18 protein-coding genes and 1 tRNA gene are annotated in these 13,595 nt (G+C 41.8%); 7 read left to right on the top strand and 12 right to left on the bottom strand.

Going from position 1 to position 13,595, the window contains the following annotated elements; genetic code table 11:
• Window positions 1-21 precede the first annotated feature (21 nt).
• From trxA to LEP1GSC185_RS20055, 3 genes are read right to left on the bottom strand one after another with little or no spacing between them, the layout of a single operon-like run.
• Window positions 22-336: a thioredoxin gene (gene trxA, locus LEP1GSC185_RS17720; RefSeq protein WP_008592903.1), complete on the bottom strand. Its 315-nt coding sequence runs from the start codon at window positions 334-336 to the stop codon at window positions 22-24.
• 53 nt (window positions 337-389) lie between these two features.
• Window positions 390-1,199 (bottom strand): hypothetical protein, encoded by an 810-nt coding sequence (locus LEP1GSC185_RS17715; protein ID WP_008592772.1) that lies wholly within the window; start codon window positions 1,197-1,199, stop codon window positions 390-392.
• Window positions 1,200-1,202: 3 nt separating this feature from the next.
• Complete coding sequence (locus LEP1GSC185_RS20055; protein WP_008592916.1) at window positions 1,203-1,376, bottom strand: hypothetical protein; 174 nt, start codon at window positions 1,374-1,376, stop codon at window positions 1,203-1,205.
• A gap of 118 nt (window positions 1,377-1,494) precedes the next feature.
• Here LEP1GSC185_RS20055 and LEP1GSC185_RS17710 point away from each other — a divergent pair, with 118 nt between their 5' ends.
• From LEP1GSC185_RS17710 to LEP1GSC185_RS17695, 4 genes are all read left to right on the top strand, one after another.
• Window positions 1,495-1,743, top strand: a complete 249-nt coding sequence (locus LEP1GSC185_RS17710) for a Sec-independent protein translocase subunit TatA/TatB (protein WP_008592990.1) — start codon at window positions 1,495-1,497, stop codon at window positions 1,741-1,743.
• Window positions 1,744-1,801: 58 nt separating this feature from the next.
• Entirely contained in the window at window positions 1,802-2,599 is a 798-nt protein-coding gene (gene tatC, locus LEP1GSC185_RS17705; RefSeq protein ID WP_008592681.1) for a twin-arginine translocase subunit TatC, read from the top strand.
• Between the two features lies 1 nt (window position 2,600).
• On the top strand, window positions 2,601-3,701 hold the full coding sequence (gene rktP, locus LEP1GSC185_RS17700; RefSeq protein WP_008592744.1) for an Arg-Lys translocation region protein phosphatase RktP: 1,101 nt from the start codon (window positions 2,601-2,603) through the stop codon (window positions 3,699-3,701).
• 305 nt (window positions 3,702-4,006) lie between these two features.
• Window positions 4,007-5,053, top strand: coding sequence for an NAD(P)-dependent alcohol dehydrogenase (locus tag LEP1GSC185_RS17695; protein ID WP_008592383.1), 1,047 nt, complete (start codon window positions 4,007-4,009; stop codon window positions 5,051-5,053).
• Window positions 5,054-5,226: 173 nt separating this feature from the next.
• On the opposite strand, the gene clpX is transcribed toward LEP1GSC185_RS17695, so the two are convergent.
• The 8 genes from clpX to LEP1GSC185_RS17655 form a co-directional block, all read right to left on the bottom strand.
• Window positions 5,227-6,498 (bottom strand): ATP-dependent Clp protease ATP-binding subunit ClpX, encoded by a 1,272-nt coding sequence (gene clpX / locus LEP1GSC185_RS17690; protein ID WP_008592610.1) that lies wholly within the window; start codon window positions 6,496-6,498, stop codon window positions 5,227-5,229.
• Window positions 6,499-6,510: 12 nt separating this feature from the next.
• Window positions 6,511-7,104, bottom strand: a complete 594-nt coding sequence (clpP, locus tag LEP1GSC185_RS17685; RefSeq protein ID WP_008592146.1) for an ATP-dependent Clp endopeptidase proteolytic subunit ClpP — start codon at window positions 7,102-7,104, stop codon at window positions 6,511-6,513.
• Complete coding sequence (tig, locus tag LEP1GSC185_RS17680) at window positions 7,095-8,483, bottom strand: trigger factor (RefSeq protein ID WP_008592326.1); 1,389 nt, start codon at window positions 8,481-8,483, stop codon at window positions 7,095-7,097. The genes clpP and tig overlap by 10 nt, the downstream gene beginning before the upstream one ends.
• A 34-nt stretch (window positions 8,484-8,517) precedes the next feature.
• A tRNA-Gly gene (locus tag LEP1GSC185_RS17675) sits at window positions 8,518-8,589 on the bottom strand.
• Between the two features lie 63 nt (window positions 8,590-8,652).
• On the bottom strand, window positions 8,653-9,264 hold the full coding sequence (locus LEP1GSC185_RS17670; protein ID WP_008592136.1) for a molybdenum cofactor guanylyltransferase: 612 nt from the start codon (window positions 9,262-9,264) through the stop codon (window positions 8,653-8,655).
• Complete coding sequence (locus LEP1GSC185_RS17665; RefSeq protein ID WP_008592810.1) at window positions 9,251-9,688, bottom strand: molybdenum cofactor biosynthesis protein MoaE; 438 nt, start codon at window positions 9,686-9,688, stop codon at window positions 9,251-9,253. The genes LEP1GSC185_RS17670 and LEP1GSC185_RS17665 overlap by 14 nt, the downstream gene beginning before the upstream one ends.
• Window position 9,689: 1 nt before the next feature.
• Window positions 9,690-9,932, bottom strand: coding sequence for a MoaD/ThiS family protein (locus tag LEP1GSC185_RS17660; RefSeq protein WP_008592305.1), 243 nt, complete (start codon window positions 9,930-9,932; stop codon window positions 9,690-9,692).
• On the bottom strand, window positions 9,933-10,877 hold the full coding sequence (locus tag LEP1GSC185_RS17655; protein ID WP_008592163.1) for a GTP 3',8-cyclase MoaA: 945 nt from the start codon (window positions 10,875-10,877) through the stop codon (window positions 9,933-9,935).
• Between the two features lie 79 nt (window positions 10,878-10,956).
• Here LEP1GSC185_RS17655 and LEP1GSC185_RS17650 point away from each other — a divergent pair, with 79 nt between their 5' ends.
• Window positions 10,957-12,015 (top strand): HesA/MoeB/ThiF family protein, encoded by a 1,059-nt coding sequence (locus LEP1GSC185_RS17650; RefSeq protein WP_008592885.1) that lies wholly within the window; start codon window positions 10,957-10,959, stop codon window positions 12,013-12,015.
• Here LEP1GSC185_RS17650 and LEP1GSC185_RS17645 read toward each other — a convergent pair.
• Window positions 12,012-12,596, bottom strand: a complete 585-nt coding sequence (locus LEP1GSC185_RS17645) for a DJ-1/PfpI family protein (protein ID WP_008592969.1) — start codon at window positions 12,594-12,596, stop codon at window positions 12,012-12,014. The genes LEP1GSC185_RS17650 and LEP1GSC185_RS17645 overlap by 4 nt on opposite strands.
• Window positions 12,597-12,699: 103 nt before the next feature.
• Between LEP1GSC185_RS17645 and LEP1GSC185_RS17640 the strand changes: the two genes are divergently transcribed.
• Together LEP1GSC185_RS17640 and LEP1GSC185_RS17635 are read left to right on the top strand one after the other, a co-directional pair.
• On the top strand, window positions 12,700-13,080 hold the full coding sequence (locus LEP1GSC185_RS17640) for an ArsR/SmtB family transcription factor (protein ID WP_008592779.1): 381 nt from the start codon (window positions 12,700-12,702) through the stop codon (window positions 13,078-13,080).
• 1 nt (window position 13,081) lies between these two features.
• On the top strand, window positions 13,082-13,594 hold the full coding sequence (locus tag LEP1GSC185_RS17635; RefSeq protein ID WP_008592678.1) for an SRPBCC family protein: 513 nt from the start codon (window positions 13,082-13,084) through the stop codon (window positions 13,592-13,594).
• Window position 13,595 lies beyond the last annotated feature (1 nt).

The following is a 13,595-nucleotide window of genomic DNA, read 5'->3' as shown; positions in this document are numbered from 1 at the left end:
CCGCAGTCGAGATCGAATTTTTTATTTATGTCTTTCGATGAAACTTTTGATTTGCGCCTTAGGAAGGGCCCCTATAATCTTATCCACCAATTGTCCGTCTTTAAAAAGTAGAAGTGTCGGCAAGGACTGGATATTTAATTTTTGTGCCGTGTCCTGGTTATCGTCTACGTTTAATTTTTTAATTTTTAAGATATCATTCATCTCTGACGAGAGTTCTTCCAGAACCGGGGAAACCATTCTACAAGGACCGCACCATTCGGCCCAGCAATCTACTAGAACCATGCCCCCGTTGATCTCGGAACTGAAAGTTGAATCGTTAATTTCGGTCAATGCCATGAGTTAGATTTTCTCCTATTTTTTTCCCACTCTTTATAACAAATTGGACGGGTCTATTTCTTCTTTTTCTTCTTTTCCTTCTCAGCTTCTATCGACTCTACCTTTTCTTTTAGGGATTCTATCAGGGTTTTTGTCTTGCCCAGATCCTCCGTTTCGCCTGTGGTTTGCAGGATTTTACGGTTTACCTCCAAAAGGGATATGGATTTTTTCAGATCCCCGGCGTCTTGGGTGGACAAATCGAATTTGGCGCGATATTCCTGAGCCGCAAAGTTACAAAGTTCCAGAATTAAATTATAGTGTTCCTGTCTGGGATAATAAAAGGGATTTTCCAGGTCTCTTTCCTTCTCAAAAGCCCGAAAGTCAAAAAGATTCTTACTAAGTATGGCGATTTTGAAATGTATCTCCGGAAAACTCCACTTCCATTTGGAGTTGGAACCGAATGCTTCTATCGTGTTCGTAGTGCAGGTCCGAAGTCCTTTTACGTAATTCAGCCTTTGGAGAGGATTAAATTCTATAATTTTGGCGAGAAGGTCCTTATTTTCCCCCAGACCAGACTCGAAGTCGGTTCCGACTACTTTCTCCATAAAAGAGATCGCGCTATAAATTTCTTTCCTCCCTTGGTTTAGGTAGGTATCCGATTTTAGATCCAAGATAGCCACGGAGATCTCGTTTATCAAAAGGCAGGTATTTATGTTTTTGACGGAATTTAAGGAAAGGGCCACATTGAAGTAAGGTTCCATTTTAGGATCTTTTCTGGATTGGGCTTTCAGAAGGTTCGCTTCCTTCTTCAAATCCTCCAAAAATGCGCGAAAATCCGCCAGTTTTTCCTGGAATTCCTGCTTCTGTTCCTTAGTAAGAGCCATTAATTACACCTGCACATTTATCAAACTTCCGACGGAAAGAGCATACATATAATCGGACTTCTCTGCGGGTTCTTCCGCTTTTTTCCGATCCGCTTCTATTTCTTCCTCTCGCCCCGGTTCTCGGACCGGTGGAGGAACGGAGAGTGAATCTAATGGGTTGGAGGATTCTATTCTCATATTCCCGTATCCGTTTTCCTTTCTATCCGAACTGAAGTCCTAATAGAATTATCGGCTTGTTCCTACTAACTATTTGACATATATTACAGAGGCAAAATCCTAACTAAGGAGATAGTATATGTACGCACCACTCGCATTTTTAAATTTAGGCCCTTGGGAAATCTTTTTCATACTAGGTTTAGCTCTCCTGCTATTCGGGGGCAAGCGACTTCCCTCTTTAGCTAAGGATTTAGGGGACGGAATCCGCCAATTCCGCAAATCTCTTTCAGGAGATTCTGAATCGGAATCAGCTAAAATCCAGGAACCGGAAACAAAACAACCGGCGGCTCCTGCTTCTTCTCCTAAAAAATCCAAAAAATCCGCTTAAATTAATATAGGGCCTTCGGGCCCTTTTTATAACCGGGAAGGAATTCCAACCTTTCGATATGCCTTCTAAAAAAAAGAATCTCTCTAACACTACCCAACCTACAATCTCAGCTCCCGAAGAAAGTCTTCCTCATGACAGAGAAAAATTTATGACTCTGGGAGAACATTTAGAGGAATTACGTTCTGTACTGATACGTTCCATTCTGGTGTTTACAGTGTTTTTTGTGGTAGCTTTGTATTTCGGAGAAGAGCTGCATAAGATAGTCATCAAACCGTACAAGAATATTTTGGGAGAATCTGCTACATTCTACCAGATAAAGCTCATGGCTCCTTTCATGGTTTATCTGAGAACGGGATTTATGGTCTCCATCTTGATCACATTTCCTTTCGCATTAGCTTTTTTATGGGGATTTGTTTCTCCCGCATTAGAACCTAAAACCGCAAGACTTGGAAAAGCGCTCATTGCATTCTCTACTGTTCTATTTTGGTTGGGAGTTTGGTTATGTTGGGCGCAAGCATTCGAAAGTTTTCTAAAAATATTCTTAGTTACCGTTCGACCACTGGATATAGAGACCAGGCTTCCCATAGACGAATACTACGACGTATTCTTTAACATGCATTTGATCTTCGGATTGTCGTTCCAACTTCCAGTGATCATGGTATTATTAGCTGCGGTTGGAATATTAAAACTTTCTTTTTTACTCAAACATTGGCGAGAAGCTTTCATAGGCATCGCATTTGCCGCGGCAGTTTTGTCTCCCGGACCGGATGTGATCTCAATGTTGATGTTATTCGTTCCGTTACTGGTATTATTTGCGATCTCTTTGGTACTCATCGCGCTTATAGAGAGGAAATGAGTTGTTTCCGAATCTTCGATCCAAGCATAAATTAGCTTTCGCTTCTTTTACAGCTTCTTTCGTATTATTCTTATCCTTTCTACTTTTGGATGATTTCCTTTTTGGAGAAGAGATCAGAAAAGAATTAAGAGCGTTCGTTTGGATTCGTTTAGGAGTCGGACTTTTTTTCTCGGTCATACTAGGAATACTTACCTATTATCTTTTAAGCTTAAGTTTTAAATCTCTCAAATCAATTTCCCAACTTTTACAAAACTGGTCTCAGGATGTGTACGAAGATTCAGGAGAATCGGAAATAGAAGACGAACTAGGAGAACTTGCTAGACATTTCCGGATCGCTCTCTACCAGAAAAAGACCAAGGAAGAAACTGTTTCACAGGAATCCTTAAATAAAAAGGAAAGAGAACTTTCCGACAAGATCCAAAAATTTTTCCACAAGATCAGGCTTCATAAGATCAAAAATTTGGACATCACCGTTTTCCCACGTTCCTCAGATACTGGGGAATCGGATTACGCAAATATCATTCCGACTGCGGACGGCTGTTTTGGAGTATTGGCAGGTTTTCCGAATCACGGAACGATTGAATCTTCTCTAAAGGCAAGGATAGAAGGTATGATCTCCCTCGCGCAGGAAACCACAGGACTCAGAGGAGAAGATCTACTGTACAAAATAGATAGAGCTCTCAGGTCGACCCCAATCTCTTATTTGAATCTTACACTTTTCTATTTAGAAACAAGGAATGGAGAAGCGGGAATCTTGCAATTCCAAAAACTTCCGGCGCTCGTTCACAAAGAAGGTAAAACGAACATATTGCCGATCTCTAAACAAGTATTTTATGATTTTAGAAGTTCCACTCGAGAAGTAAAAAAGATTCAAGTCAGACCCGGAGAATATTTGGTATTCTTAAGCGACAGACTGACGGAACTTACAAGTTCTGCCGGCGTAGCCCCACTTCTGATCCAACTCCAAAACTGGAGTTCAGGCAGGGAATATAAGAACTCCAGAGAACTGACCCTGGACTTTGGAAGATTTTTGGAAATGGAATCCGGTAAAAAAGGGCTGACCAAAGCAGCAATCTTGACTGTGGGTCGAGTTACGGATTAGAGGCGCAGAGTGTGGAGAGAAACAGGGCTCATCTCACGCAGAGACGCCAAGACGCAGAGGGTTTATAAGTTACTAAATCCTAAAACTTTCCGTCTCTGCGGCTCCGCGACTCTGCGTGAGATGACCCTACGCTGCGCCTCTCTAAAACTCTGTGTCTCCCATATTCATTTTTCAGAATAGAATAAAAAATAAAAAACAAAACTCATTTAGTATTGTCTAACTAGCGAAATTTTTCCGACTGAAAATTTTCGAATTTCTCACCACTTGAAATTCATCCAATATTCCAAACCAAACGAGGAACAAAAATGATCCCAGTAAAAGGTTATGCTGCCGCTATTGCAAAAGCCCCTTTAGCACCTTTTCAATTCGATAGAAGAGAAGCAAAGGACGAAGATGTAGTCATCGATATACAATACTGCGGTATCTGTCATTCGGACATACACCAGGCAAGAGACGAATGGGGAGGATCCATCTTCCCAATGGTGCCGGGCCATGAGATCACCGGTGTTGTGTCAAAAGTCGGATCCAAGGTTACAAAGTTTAAAGTAGGAGATAAGGTAGGAGTCGGTTGTTTTGTAGACTCTTGTAGAGAATGTGAACATTGCAAAGCAGGTCTGGAACAATTCTGCGAAACAGGAATGAGCGCCACTTACAACGGAAGAGAACAGGACAAAAAGACCCCGACTTACGGAGGCTATTCCAACAAGATCGTAGTAGATCAGAATTATGTATTAAAAATTCCTGATAATCTTCCTTTGGATGCCGCGGCTCCTCTGCTTTGTGCCGGGATCACTCTGTATTCTCCTCTTGTTCATTGGAAAGCAGGTCCCGGTAAAAAAGTAGCGATCATCGGTCTTGGCGGTTTGGGCCATATGGGTGTAAAGATAGCTCACGCTCTCGGTGCAGAAGTTACGGTCCTAAGCCAATCCAACAAAAAAGAAGCGGATGCAAAACGCCTAGGTGCGGATCATTTCTATGCTACTTCCGATAAGAACATATTCAATAAGTTAAGAGGAAGTTTTGATCTGATTATCAATACTGTTTCTATGCCTTTGGATTGGAATGCGTATCTCGGCCTATTGAGAGTAGATGGTTCCTTAGTTGTGGTAGGTGTCCCCGAAGAACAAGTACCTGTCGGAGCCTTTTCTCTGATTATGGGTCGCAAAAGTCTTGCAGGTTCTCTGATTGGAGGCATCAAAGAAACCCAGGAAATGCTGGATTTCTGTGGGAAACACAATATCACAAGTGATATCGAACTCATTCCTATCCAAAAAGTAAATGATGCTTACGAAAGGGTCGTTAAAAGCGATGTACGTTATAGATTTGTGATAGATATCGCTACTCTGAATTAGGAGACGCAGAGCTTGTAAGAAGCGCAGGGATTATGGCACGCGGAGGCACAGAGGGGTATTGGAAAAGGATTTGTTTATAAGGCAAGGCTATTTCCCTTAACCCCAAACAAACTCTGCGGCTTTGCGTCTCTGCGTGAGAAACAACACCGCGGACTCTGCTCGCTCTGCGGCACTTAAGCGATTTTGGGCTCTTTTTTCAGAACTAATTTAGGAGGTTTGGCCCCAGAAACTGCGTCTTCTGTGATGATCACTTCTTCCACGTCTTTGCGTGAAGGAATTTCATACATTAGATCCAGCATTAAATTTTCTACGATAGCGCGTAGTCCTCGAGCACCGGACTCTCTTTCGATAGCAAGCTGAGCGATCTTGTCGATGGCTGCCTCTTCAAAGGAAAGTTTTACATTTTCCATTTCTAGGATCTTAGTGTATTGGCGAAGAATTGCATTTTTAGGCTCTCTGAAAATACGTTTGAGCATTTCTACACTCAGATCTTGCAGAGTAGCGATCACAGGCATACGGCCTATAAACTCAGGAATTAGTCCGAACTTCATTAAGTCTTCAGGGATTACACGAGCTAAGATCTCACCTTTGCTCTCGTCCCTTAATATTTTGCCGTCTTTTTCATCGCTACCGAATCCGATTGTTTTTACACCGGTTCTAGTTTTGATGATATTATCCAGGTCAACGAACGCTCCACCAAGAATGAATAGTATATTTTTGGTATCTACTTGTAGATATTCCTGGTGAGGGTGTTTTCTTCCGCCCTGAGGAGGAACGTTCGCAACAGTTCCTTCGATAATTTTTAAAAGAGCTTGTTGCACACCTTCTCCGCTCACGTCCCTTGTGATGGAAGCGCTGTCAGATTTGCGAGCGATCTTATCCACTTCGTCTATGTAGATGATCCCTATCTCGGCCTTTTTGATATCGTTGTCGGCGTTTTGGATCAGTTTTAGAATGATGTTTTCGACATCTTCTCCTACGTATCCAGCTTCGGTAAGTGCGGTGGCGTCTACGATCGCAAACGGGACCTTTATGATCTTTGCAAGCGTTTGAGCTAGCAAAGTTTTTCCGGAACCTGTAGGTCCGATCAGAAGAATATTCGATTTTTCTAATTCGATATCCGCTTTTTTGTCTTTAAGATAAATTCTTTTATAATGGTTATAGACTGCAACGGACAAAGCTTTTTTAGCATGGTCTTGTCCGATTACATACTGATCTAGGATCGCTTTGATAGCTGCAGGATTCGGGACTTCTCCCAATAGTTCTGTGCGTTCTTTTTCTTGCTCTGGTTCTTCCGCAATGATCTCATTGCAAAGAGAAATACATTCGTCGCAAATATAAACACCTGGACCGGCAACCAGTCGTTTTACGGAGTCTTGTTCTTTTCCGCAGAACGAACAAAATAATTTTTGTTTATTATTGGTTCCGGTCGGTTTCTTTGCCACGTTGATCCCCTATCAGTTCTTTTGACGCTCTATGGAAATTACGGAATCGATGATCCCATATTTCTGGGCTTCTTCCGGAGTCATGTAAAGGTCCCTTTCGGTATCCTTTTGCACTTCTTCCACGGATTTGCCCGTATGTTTAGCGTATAAACCGTTTAACACCTGCTTTAATTTCAGAACTTCCTTTGCTTGGATAGCAATATCGGAAGCCTGGCCGGTAGCTCCTCCGGTTGGCTGGTGCATCATAATTCTGGAATGAGGAAGAGCGGATCTTTTGCCCTTTGCCCCGCCTGCCAGAAGAAGCGCCGCCATAGAAGAAGCCTGACCAATACAAAGTGTACGAACGTCCGCCTTAATATACTGCATAGTGTCGTAAATGGCAAGCCCGGAAGATACGTATCCGCCCGGGGAATTCAGGTATAAATAGATGTCTCTGTCCGGGTTTTCCGCGTCCAGGAACAGTAGTTGGGCGATGATTACGTTCGCGTAATCATCCGAAATCGCGTCACCTAGAAAGATAATTCTGTCCTTTAAGAGGCGGGAAAATACGTCATACCGCATTTCTCCGCGACCGGTTTGCTCTATAACTGTGGGAATTATTGCCATACTTCTCCAGTTTCCTTATTAGAAAGGAATTCCTTTAGCTGACGGATACTCATCTTCTCGTTGTATTTCTTTTCTACAAGCTGGAAGAGGGTATCGTCTATCTTTTTTGCTAAAAAATTGTCCCGGTAAGTTTCCAGAAGTTTACCTTTTTCCAATTCTTTTTTAAAATCGGCGTCAGACATACCATATCTTGAGGCAAGGGTCGAGATTTCGCGGTCGAAATCCTCTTCCGTTAAAACAATATTCTCGGCGGAAGCAAGTTTCTGTCTGGAGAAGTATCCTTTCAGTCTATTTTCGGCGATGGTTTTAAAGGAATCCCTTACTTCTTCCAAAGGTTTTTTGACCATTTCTGCGTATTTTTCGATACTCGGGATCTGTTCTTTAGGGATTCTGGCCTGGCCTCTTCCTAAAACGTCCTGCATCATATTCTGATACACATGCTCGGATTCTTCGGTAATGTAGGACTCAGGGAATACAAACTTGGAATCTGCGACCAGCTCCTTGTAAATATCTTCCATCTTCTTGGATTTTACGGCTTCAGAATAATTTTTTTGTAGATCGGATTTGATCTTATCTTTCAGGACTTGTAATGAAGAAGAGCCGTCATATTCGTTCGCTAGATCGTCGTCCAGTTCAGGAAGGACTTCTTTATAGATCGCCTTTAAGGTCATGGCGAATTCCATCTTCTTTCCTGCCAGATCTTCTCTAGGATAATCGCTTGGATAAGTATAGAAGAAGTTTTTGGTCTCTCCGGTCTTGATTCCGTATAGGTTATCATCGAAACCTGGAAGATTATTAGCTTCTCCTAATTTATAATCGCTTGAACCGTTTTTAGCGTTCTTAGGTTCCTGCCCGTCTTCCTTCACTTCGAATTCCATGTCTACGATATCGCCGCTCTCGGCTCCTTCGCCCGGTTCTCTCAGAAGTTTTCTGGCAAGTTGTTTACGAACAAACTGGAGTTCCTCGATGATATCCTCTTCAGTCACCTGTACTTCAGGAAGTTTGATCTTGATCTTTTTGTATTTTCCTAAGGAAACTTCCGGATCAGTATCATAGACCGCGGTTGCCACTAAACTTTTTTCGGGAACATAGTCCTCGACGGTAAATTTAGGGAAACGGACAATCTTGTGTTCCAATTTCCCGGACAGCTCACTAACGGTCTCTAATAGTAGAAGATTGATTGCGTCGTTTGCTACCGAGTCTCCCAAATGGCGTTTTACCATTTCGATCGGTGCCTTGCCGGGGCGGAAGCCCGGGATCTTGAGATCCTTTTGTTTTTCTTTATAAGTCTTTTCGAACGCCTTTTCCAGATCGTTCTTATCAAAGGTTAACTTAAGGTCTACGGATGCGTTTTGATTTTTCTTTGTCTTGAATTCCATGGTCTCAGAAGACAGAAGGCGGAGGACTTCTGTAAGCGGGAAACGGGATTCGAACCCGCGACCCCCTCCTTGGCAAGGAGGTGCTCTACCACTGAGCTATTCCCGCATTGGTTGGTAGAGCCATGATTTCTCTCTCGGACCCCATGTAAATCGGTTTTTGACCGGAAACTTATGACTTTAGAGGCCTTAGATCCTCCGGGGAATTCAGGTTAATGAAGGACGATTTTTCCATTTCCGGAATTTCCAAAAGGCTAGGATTTCCCCTTTGGACCAAAATTTTAGGAGAAATAGAATCTAAACTGCCTTTTTCGAAATCCTGGAATAAAAAGCGAAGATAGTCGGAAGAATAAAGACCGCATAACGGCTCGATCCCCTCCTCCGCTCTGTAAAAAACACCTGAACCGATCATTTCTTTTTTAGAATATAACCTAGCCAAAGTTTTGGTCCTCATATAAGGAAGATCCACTGCCAAAACTAAAAAACTCTTAATATTAGGATCGTTCCGGAAGGGAAGAAAAGAGCTGAAAATTCCCTGAAGAGGACCTTCGAGATCCTGGATAGAATCGCAAATTAGAAATTCATTGTCTATATGTTTGGAATATTCTTCTATTTGGTTTTCCCGAATGGAAACACGAACGTTCTTGCAAAGGAATTTTAGTTTTTTATAAGATTCTAAAAGAAAGAATTTTTGGCTTTTGAGAGATAAGAAGGATTTATCCCTTCCCATTCTGGAACTTTTTCCGCCGGCGAGTACTATGCCAACGGAATCAGTGGCTCTCATGCACGCAGCCCTTCGACCACTCGGAAGAACCGTCTAAATAGAATTCCTTTTTCCAAATCGGAACCTCGTGTTTTACGCGGTCTATGATATAACGATTGGACTCGTATGCTTCCGCCCTATGTATGGATCCTGTCTCAACAATCACTGCAATTTCGGAAATTCCCAATCTTCCGATCCTGTGGACACAATTCGTATGGAGAAGGTCCCATTTATTTCGGGCATCCGCAAGAATACCCGCAATCATTTCATTTGCCATAGGAGCATATGCTTCATACTCCAAATGAGTGACTTTTTTTCCTTCGTTTAGATTTCGAACGATCCCGGAGAATACTACAAAACCGCCCATCTCGGGAATATCGGGTAACTGTGAAGAAACAAAAATGGGAGAAGAAGAAATATGAGAATAAGTTTCTAAAACGGACATATCAACCGCCGCTAGAAGGAGGAAGCACTGCCACCACAGAACCTTCCCTCAGAATATAATCATCGCCTACGATGGACTGATCCACTGCGAACCTACTGACTTTCAAAATGGATACTGAATCAGGATTTTTATGAGTGAGAATTTCACGAAGATGTAAAATGGAATGTCCTTCCGAAACTTCTATTTTTTTTAGATCCGGAAAATGATCTTTAACTGCGGCAAAAAACAAAAGTTGAATATCCATCTATCCGCCTATATATTTCATAGAAAGTTCACTTCCGGTAAACTCGTTTTTTTTAGTTTTCATCGCCAGATCTAAAGAACGTGAAAGTTCGGACTCATCTTCTGAAACGGGGAAGGAACGAAAATCGCTCAAACATCCGTAAATTTTTCCCAAATGATCCATTCTGAGACGATTACAACCCTCACAAAAAGGTTCAGTATGATTTGCAATGATCCCGAATCTATAATTTTCTGCAGTACGATAATACTTTGCAGTGGATTCGATCGGAGTCTCCTCTGGTTCAAAATCAAATTCTTGGGAAAGCTCTTCTTTGATCTTTGCGGCTGAAAAGAATAATTCGGAATGTTTTGCCCTCAGAGGTCCCATCTTCATGAGTTCTAAGTATCGGATCGGAAGATCCCTTTCTCCCGCCCAGCGAAGAAGAGGACGGATCTGTTCTTCATTATAACCTTTTAATACGGTGCAATTAAGTTTCACTTCCAACCCTTCTTGAATCGCCTCTTCTATCCTATTTAATAAGCGAATTACAGGAAGGTTTTTACCTGAGATCAAAGAAAAAGATTCCTGGGAAAGTGAATCTAAAGAGAAGTTCAGTCTATCTAAGCCTGCAAGTTTCAGATCTCTAATAAGACCATCTCGAAAAAAACCGTTCGAGGTAAGCGCGATGTTTGGGATCTTTTCCTCTTTTGCAACTTTGACAAGTTTAGGAAGATCTTTATGAAGAGTAGGCTCTCCTCCGGTGAAATGGATCTCTTTCAGCGGAATTTTACGGGCAAGAAGATGGATGTTTTTGCGAAGAAGTTCCGCACTTAAGAAGGAGCCATTTGCTCCTTCCCCATTTAATGCGGCACCGGGAGCACAATACACACAACCGAATCCGCAAGAGGATGTAACACTCACTCTAAGCACCTCGAATTTTCGACCGTAGGCGTCCACGATGTCCAAGCTTACTATACCCGGACACTTATGAAAGCCAATTAAAAAGTCTTGTCGGACTTGCGAAAATATAAGATCCTTTCCTAAGATGAGTCCGGAACAGAAAAAGTATTTTTCCAGACAAACTAAACTGCCGTTTTTAGGAGAATCGGGTCAAAATGGACTTCTCCAAAAATCAGCGTTGGTGATCGGTCTCGGAGGTTTAGGCTCTCCTGCTTCTTTACATTTGGCGACTGCAGGAATAGGAAGGATAGGCCTTTGGGATTTTGATACGGTAGAATTAAGCAATCTTCATAGACAAACCGCATTCACTCTTTCCGATATTGGCAGAAAAAAAACGGAAGTCACAAAAGAATACATTCAAGCAAGAGTGCCGGACATACAATTAGAAACGTTTGCAGAAATTTTTTCGGAAAACATAGATCCAAGTATATTCAAAAATTACGATATTATTTTAGATTGTACGGACCAGATCCAGGCAAAGTATACTATCAATCGATTCTGTATCCAAAATTTTAGACCGCTTGTTACTGCGTCCGTATTCAGGACCAGCGCTCAAATTGCAATATTCTCCCCTCATGGAAAACCTTGTTATAAATGTTTGTATCCGAATTTAGAAAATTCTGAACTTCTTTCCTGCGAAGATGGAGGAGTCTTGGGAGTCCAAACTGCGATTGCTGGTTTATACCAGGCATCTTTTGCGATCCGATATTTACTATTTCCGGAAAAATCCCCCACTCATTCCGCATTCCAACTAGAATGGGAATCCCCGCTACTTTATGAAACCTTTTTAGAAGCAGATCCAAACTGCACCGAATGTGGTTCTGGCAAAAGAGAAGAAACCTTCCGAGATGAGATCGACCTAAAGGATTGGAAAGAATGGAAAAAGGATCCTAGATACGTTCTACTCGATGTCAGAGAGTCGGAAGAAAGAAAGGAAACTCCGATAGGTAACTCAGAATTTTCTCCTCTTTCCGAACTTTCCAAAAATACTGCACTTAACTTTTCCAGAGAGAAAATCTATATTACGATTTGCGAATCAGGCATACGGTCTAAAAAAGCAGTTAAGATCCTAAAAGAAGCGGGACTCACTGCTTATTCTTTTCAAGGCGGAAGAAAAATTTTGGCTTTGGAAGAAATCCTTTAAAAGTCGAATTCCATTCTTCTTGCAGTAAACTCTGCGATTTTTTTACCCACTAACTTTTCCACAAGATGTAAAGACATCAAGATCCCTCTAGAAACTCCTCCGGAAGTCAAAATATGCCCATGATCTATGAATTTTTCATTGGCCACATTTTTGATCTTAGGATATTTTTTACGAAGAGTATCTTGGTCCATCCAATGAGTGGTGACTTCCAGACCATCTAAAATTCCTGCCTCTGCAAGTAAAAACGCGCCTGTACAAATAGAAGCTAAGATCTTTACCTTGGGCTCCATTTCTTTGATCCATCCGATCAACTTTTTGTTGTGGATCTCTATTTCTTCCGCTCCGTATCCGCCAGGGATGATCAAAATATCCGGAACACCCGCCTCTTCCAAAGTAAGATGAGGAAAAACGGGGAAACGATTTCTGGCATGTAGTAGTTCCTTCTTCTCAGCAACTATGGAAACTTTGAATAATTTCTCCTTATTTTCATTCTCTGTGATGGAAAATACTTCGTAAGGACCGGAAAGATCCAAAACCTCCACTTCGTTAAATGCTAAAATATGAACTTCAATCTGTTCCATTTTCCCTCTCTTGTCACAATACTTACTACAAACGATTTCGAAAATAATTTCCTAAAAAAGTACTTGATTATTTAAAATATATAACCATATGGTTATATAAAATATGAATCATGCACTTAATCATTCCTCGAGATTGGATGCGACCTTTGCCGCACTCTCAGATCCCACCAGAAGAGCGATACTGGCACGTTTAGCAAACGGAGAGGTTTCCGTAATGGATCTCGCGAAACCGTTCTCCATGAGCCAGCCTGCAATTTCTAAACATCTGAAAGTTTTAGAGAAAGCAGGTTTGATATCAGGGATCAAGGACGCTCAAAAAAGATTGCGAAAATTAGAAGCCAAACCGTTGGCAGAAGCGAGTGAATGGTTGGAAAATTATAGAAAATTCTGGGAAGGAAGATTCAAACACTTGGATTCACTTTTGGAAGAATTAAAACTTTCTAAACAAGCTTCCCCTAAACGTAAGAACAAAAAAGGAGAATAAAATGAGCAGCTATGTCGGGACTTTAAAGGTAGAAGCTAAAGGAGAAAGGGAGATCGTAATGACCCGCGAATTTAACGCAGGGAAAGATTTGGTATTCGATTGTTTTACAAAACCGGAATTGATCAAACGCTGGTTATACGGCCCGGACGGATGGAGCTTAGATGTATGCACTGTGGATCTCAAAGTCGGCGGAAAATACAAATATGTTTGGAAATATCTCAAAGACGGAACGACTATGGGCGCCGGAGGAACTTATAAAGAAATTTTAGGACCGGACAAACTAGTTCATACCGAATCTTTCGACGAACCTTGGTATCCAGGAGAAGCCTTACTCACGACAACGTTTGTCGAAAAATCCGGCAGGACCTTCGTTACGATCAACATTCTATATGAAACCAAAGAAGGAAGGGATATGGTGATCAAGTCCCCAATGGAAGGCGGAGCCTCCCAAAGTTATAATCGTCTTGAAACTTTGCTTAATTCGCTCAGCGAGACCCCACAAGGAAAAAAATAAT

The sequence above is a fragment of the Leptospira licerasiae serovar Varillal str. VAR 010 genome (genome assembly GCF_000244755.1).
Classification (GTDB): Bacteria; Spirochaetota; Leptospiria; order Leptospirales; family Leptospiraceae; genus Leptospira_B; species Leptospira_B licerasiae.
This window is presented reverse-complemented; position numbering and strand designations above follow the sequence as displayed.

What these genes read in the sequence shown, in the direction of transcription:
- trxA (WP_008592903.1), bottom strand. Translation starts at nt 336, where the DNA reads ATGGCATTGACCGAAATTAACGATTCAACTTTCAGTTCCGAGATCAAC.
- LEP1GSC185_RS17715 (WP_008592772.1), bottom strand. Translation starts at nt 1,199, where the DNA reads ATGGCTCTTACTAAGGAACAGAAGCAGGAATTCCAGGAAAAACTGGCG.
- LEP1GSC185_RS20055 (WP_008592916.1), bottom strand. Translation starts at nt 1,376, where the DNA reads ATGAGAATAGAATCCTCCAACCCATTAGATTCACTCTCCGTTCCTCCA.
- LEP1GSC185_RS17710 (WP_008592990.1), top strand. Translation starts at nt 1,495, where the DNA reads ATGTACGCACCACTCGCATTTTTAAATTTAGGCCCTTGGGAAATCTTT.
- tatC (WP_008592681.1), top strand. Translation starts at nt 1,802, where the DNA reads ATGCCTTCTAAAAAAAAGAATCTCTCTAACACTACCCAACCTACAATC.
- LEP1GSC185_RS17695 (WP_008592383.1), top strand. Translation starts at nt 4,007, where the DNA reads ATGATCCCAGTAAAAGGTTATGCTGCCGCTATTGCAAAAGCCCCTTTA.
- clpP (WP_008592146.1), bottom strand. Translation starts at nt 7,104, where the DNA reads ATGGCAATAATTCCCACAGTTATAGAGCAAACCGGTCGCGGAGAAATG.
- tig (WP_008592326.1), bottom strand. Translation starts at nt 8,483, where the DNA reads ATGGAATTCAAGACAAAGAAAAATCAAAACGCATCCGTAGACCTTAAG.
- LEP1GSC185_RS17670 (WP_008592136.1), bottom strand. Translation starts at nt 9,264, where the DNA reads ATGAGAGCCACTGATTCCGTTGGCATAGTACTCGCCGGCGGAAAAAGT.
- LEP1GSC185_RS17665 (WP_008592810.1), bottom strand. Translation starts at nt 9,688, where the DNA reads ATGTCCGTTTTAGAAACTTATTCTCATATTTCTTCTTCTCCCATTTTT.
- LEP1GSC185_RS17660 (WP_008592305.1), bottom strand. Translation starts at nt 9,932, where the DNA reads ATGGATATTCAACTTTTGTTTTTTGCCGCAGTTAAAGATCATTTTCCG.
- LEP1GSC185_RS17650 (WP_008592885.1), top strand. Translation starts at nt 10,957, where the DNA reads ATGAGTCCGGAACAGAAAAAGTATTTTTCCAGACAAACTAAACTGCCG.
- LEP1GSC185_RS17645 (WP_008592969.1), bottom strand. Translation starts at nt 12,596, where the DNA reads ATGGAACAGATTGAAGTTCATATTTTAGCATTTAACGAAGTGGAGGTT.
- LEP1GSC185_RS17640 (WP_008592779.1), top strand. Translation starts at nt 12,700, where the DNA reads ATGAATCATGCACTTAATCATTCCTCGAGATTGGATGCGACCTTTGCC.
- LEP1GSC185_RS17635 (WP_008592678.1), top strand. Translation starts at nt 13,082, where the DNA reads ATGAGCAGCTATGTCGGGACTTTAAAGGTAGAAGCTAAAGGAGAAAGG.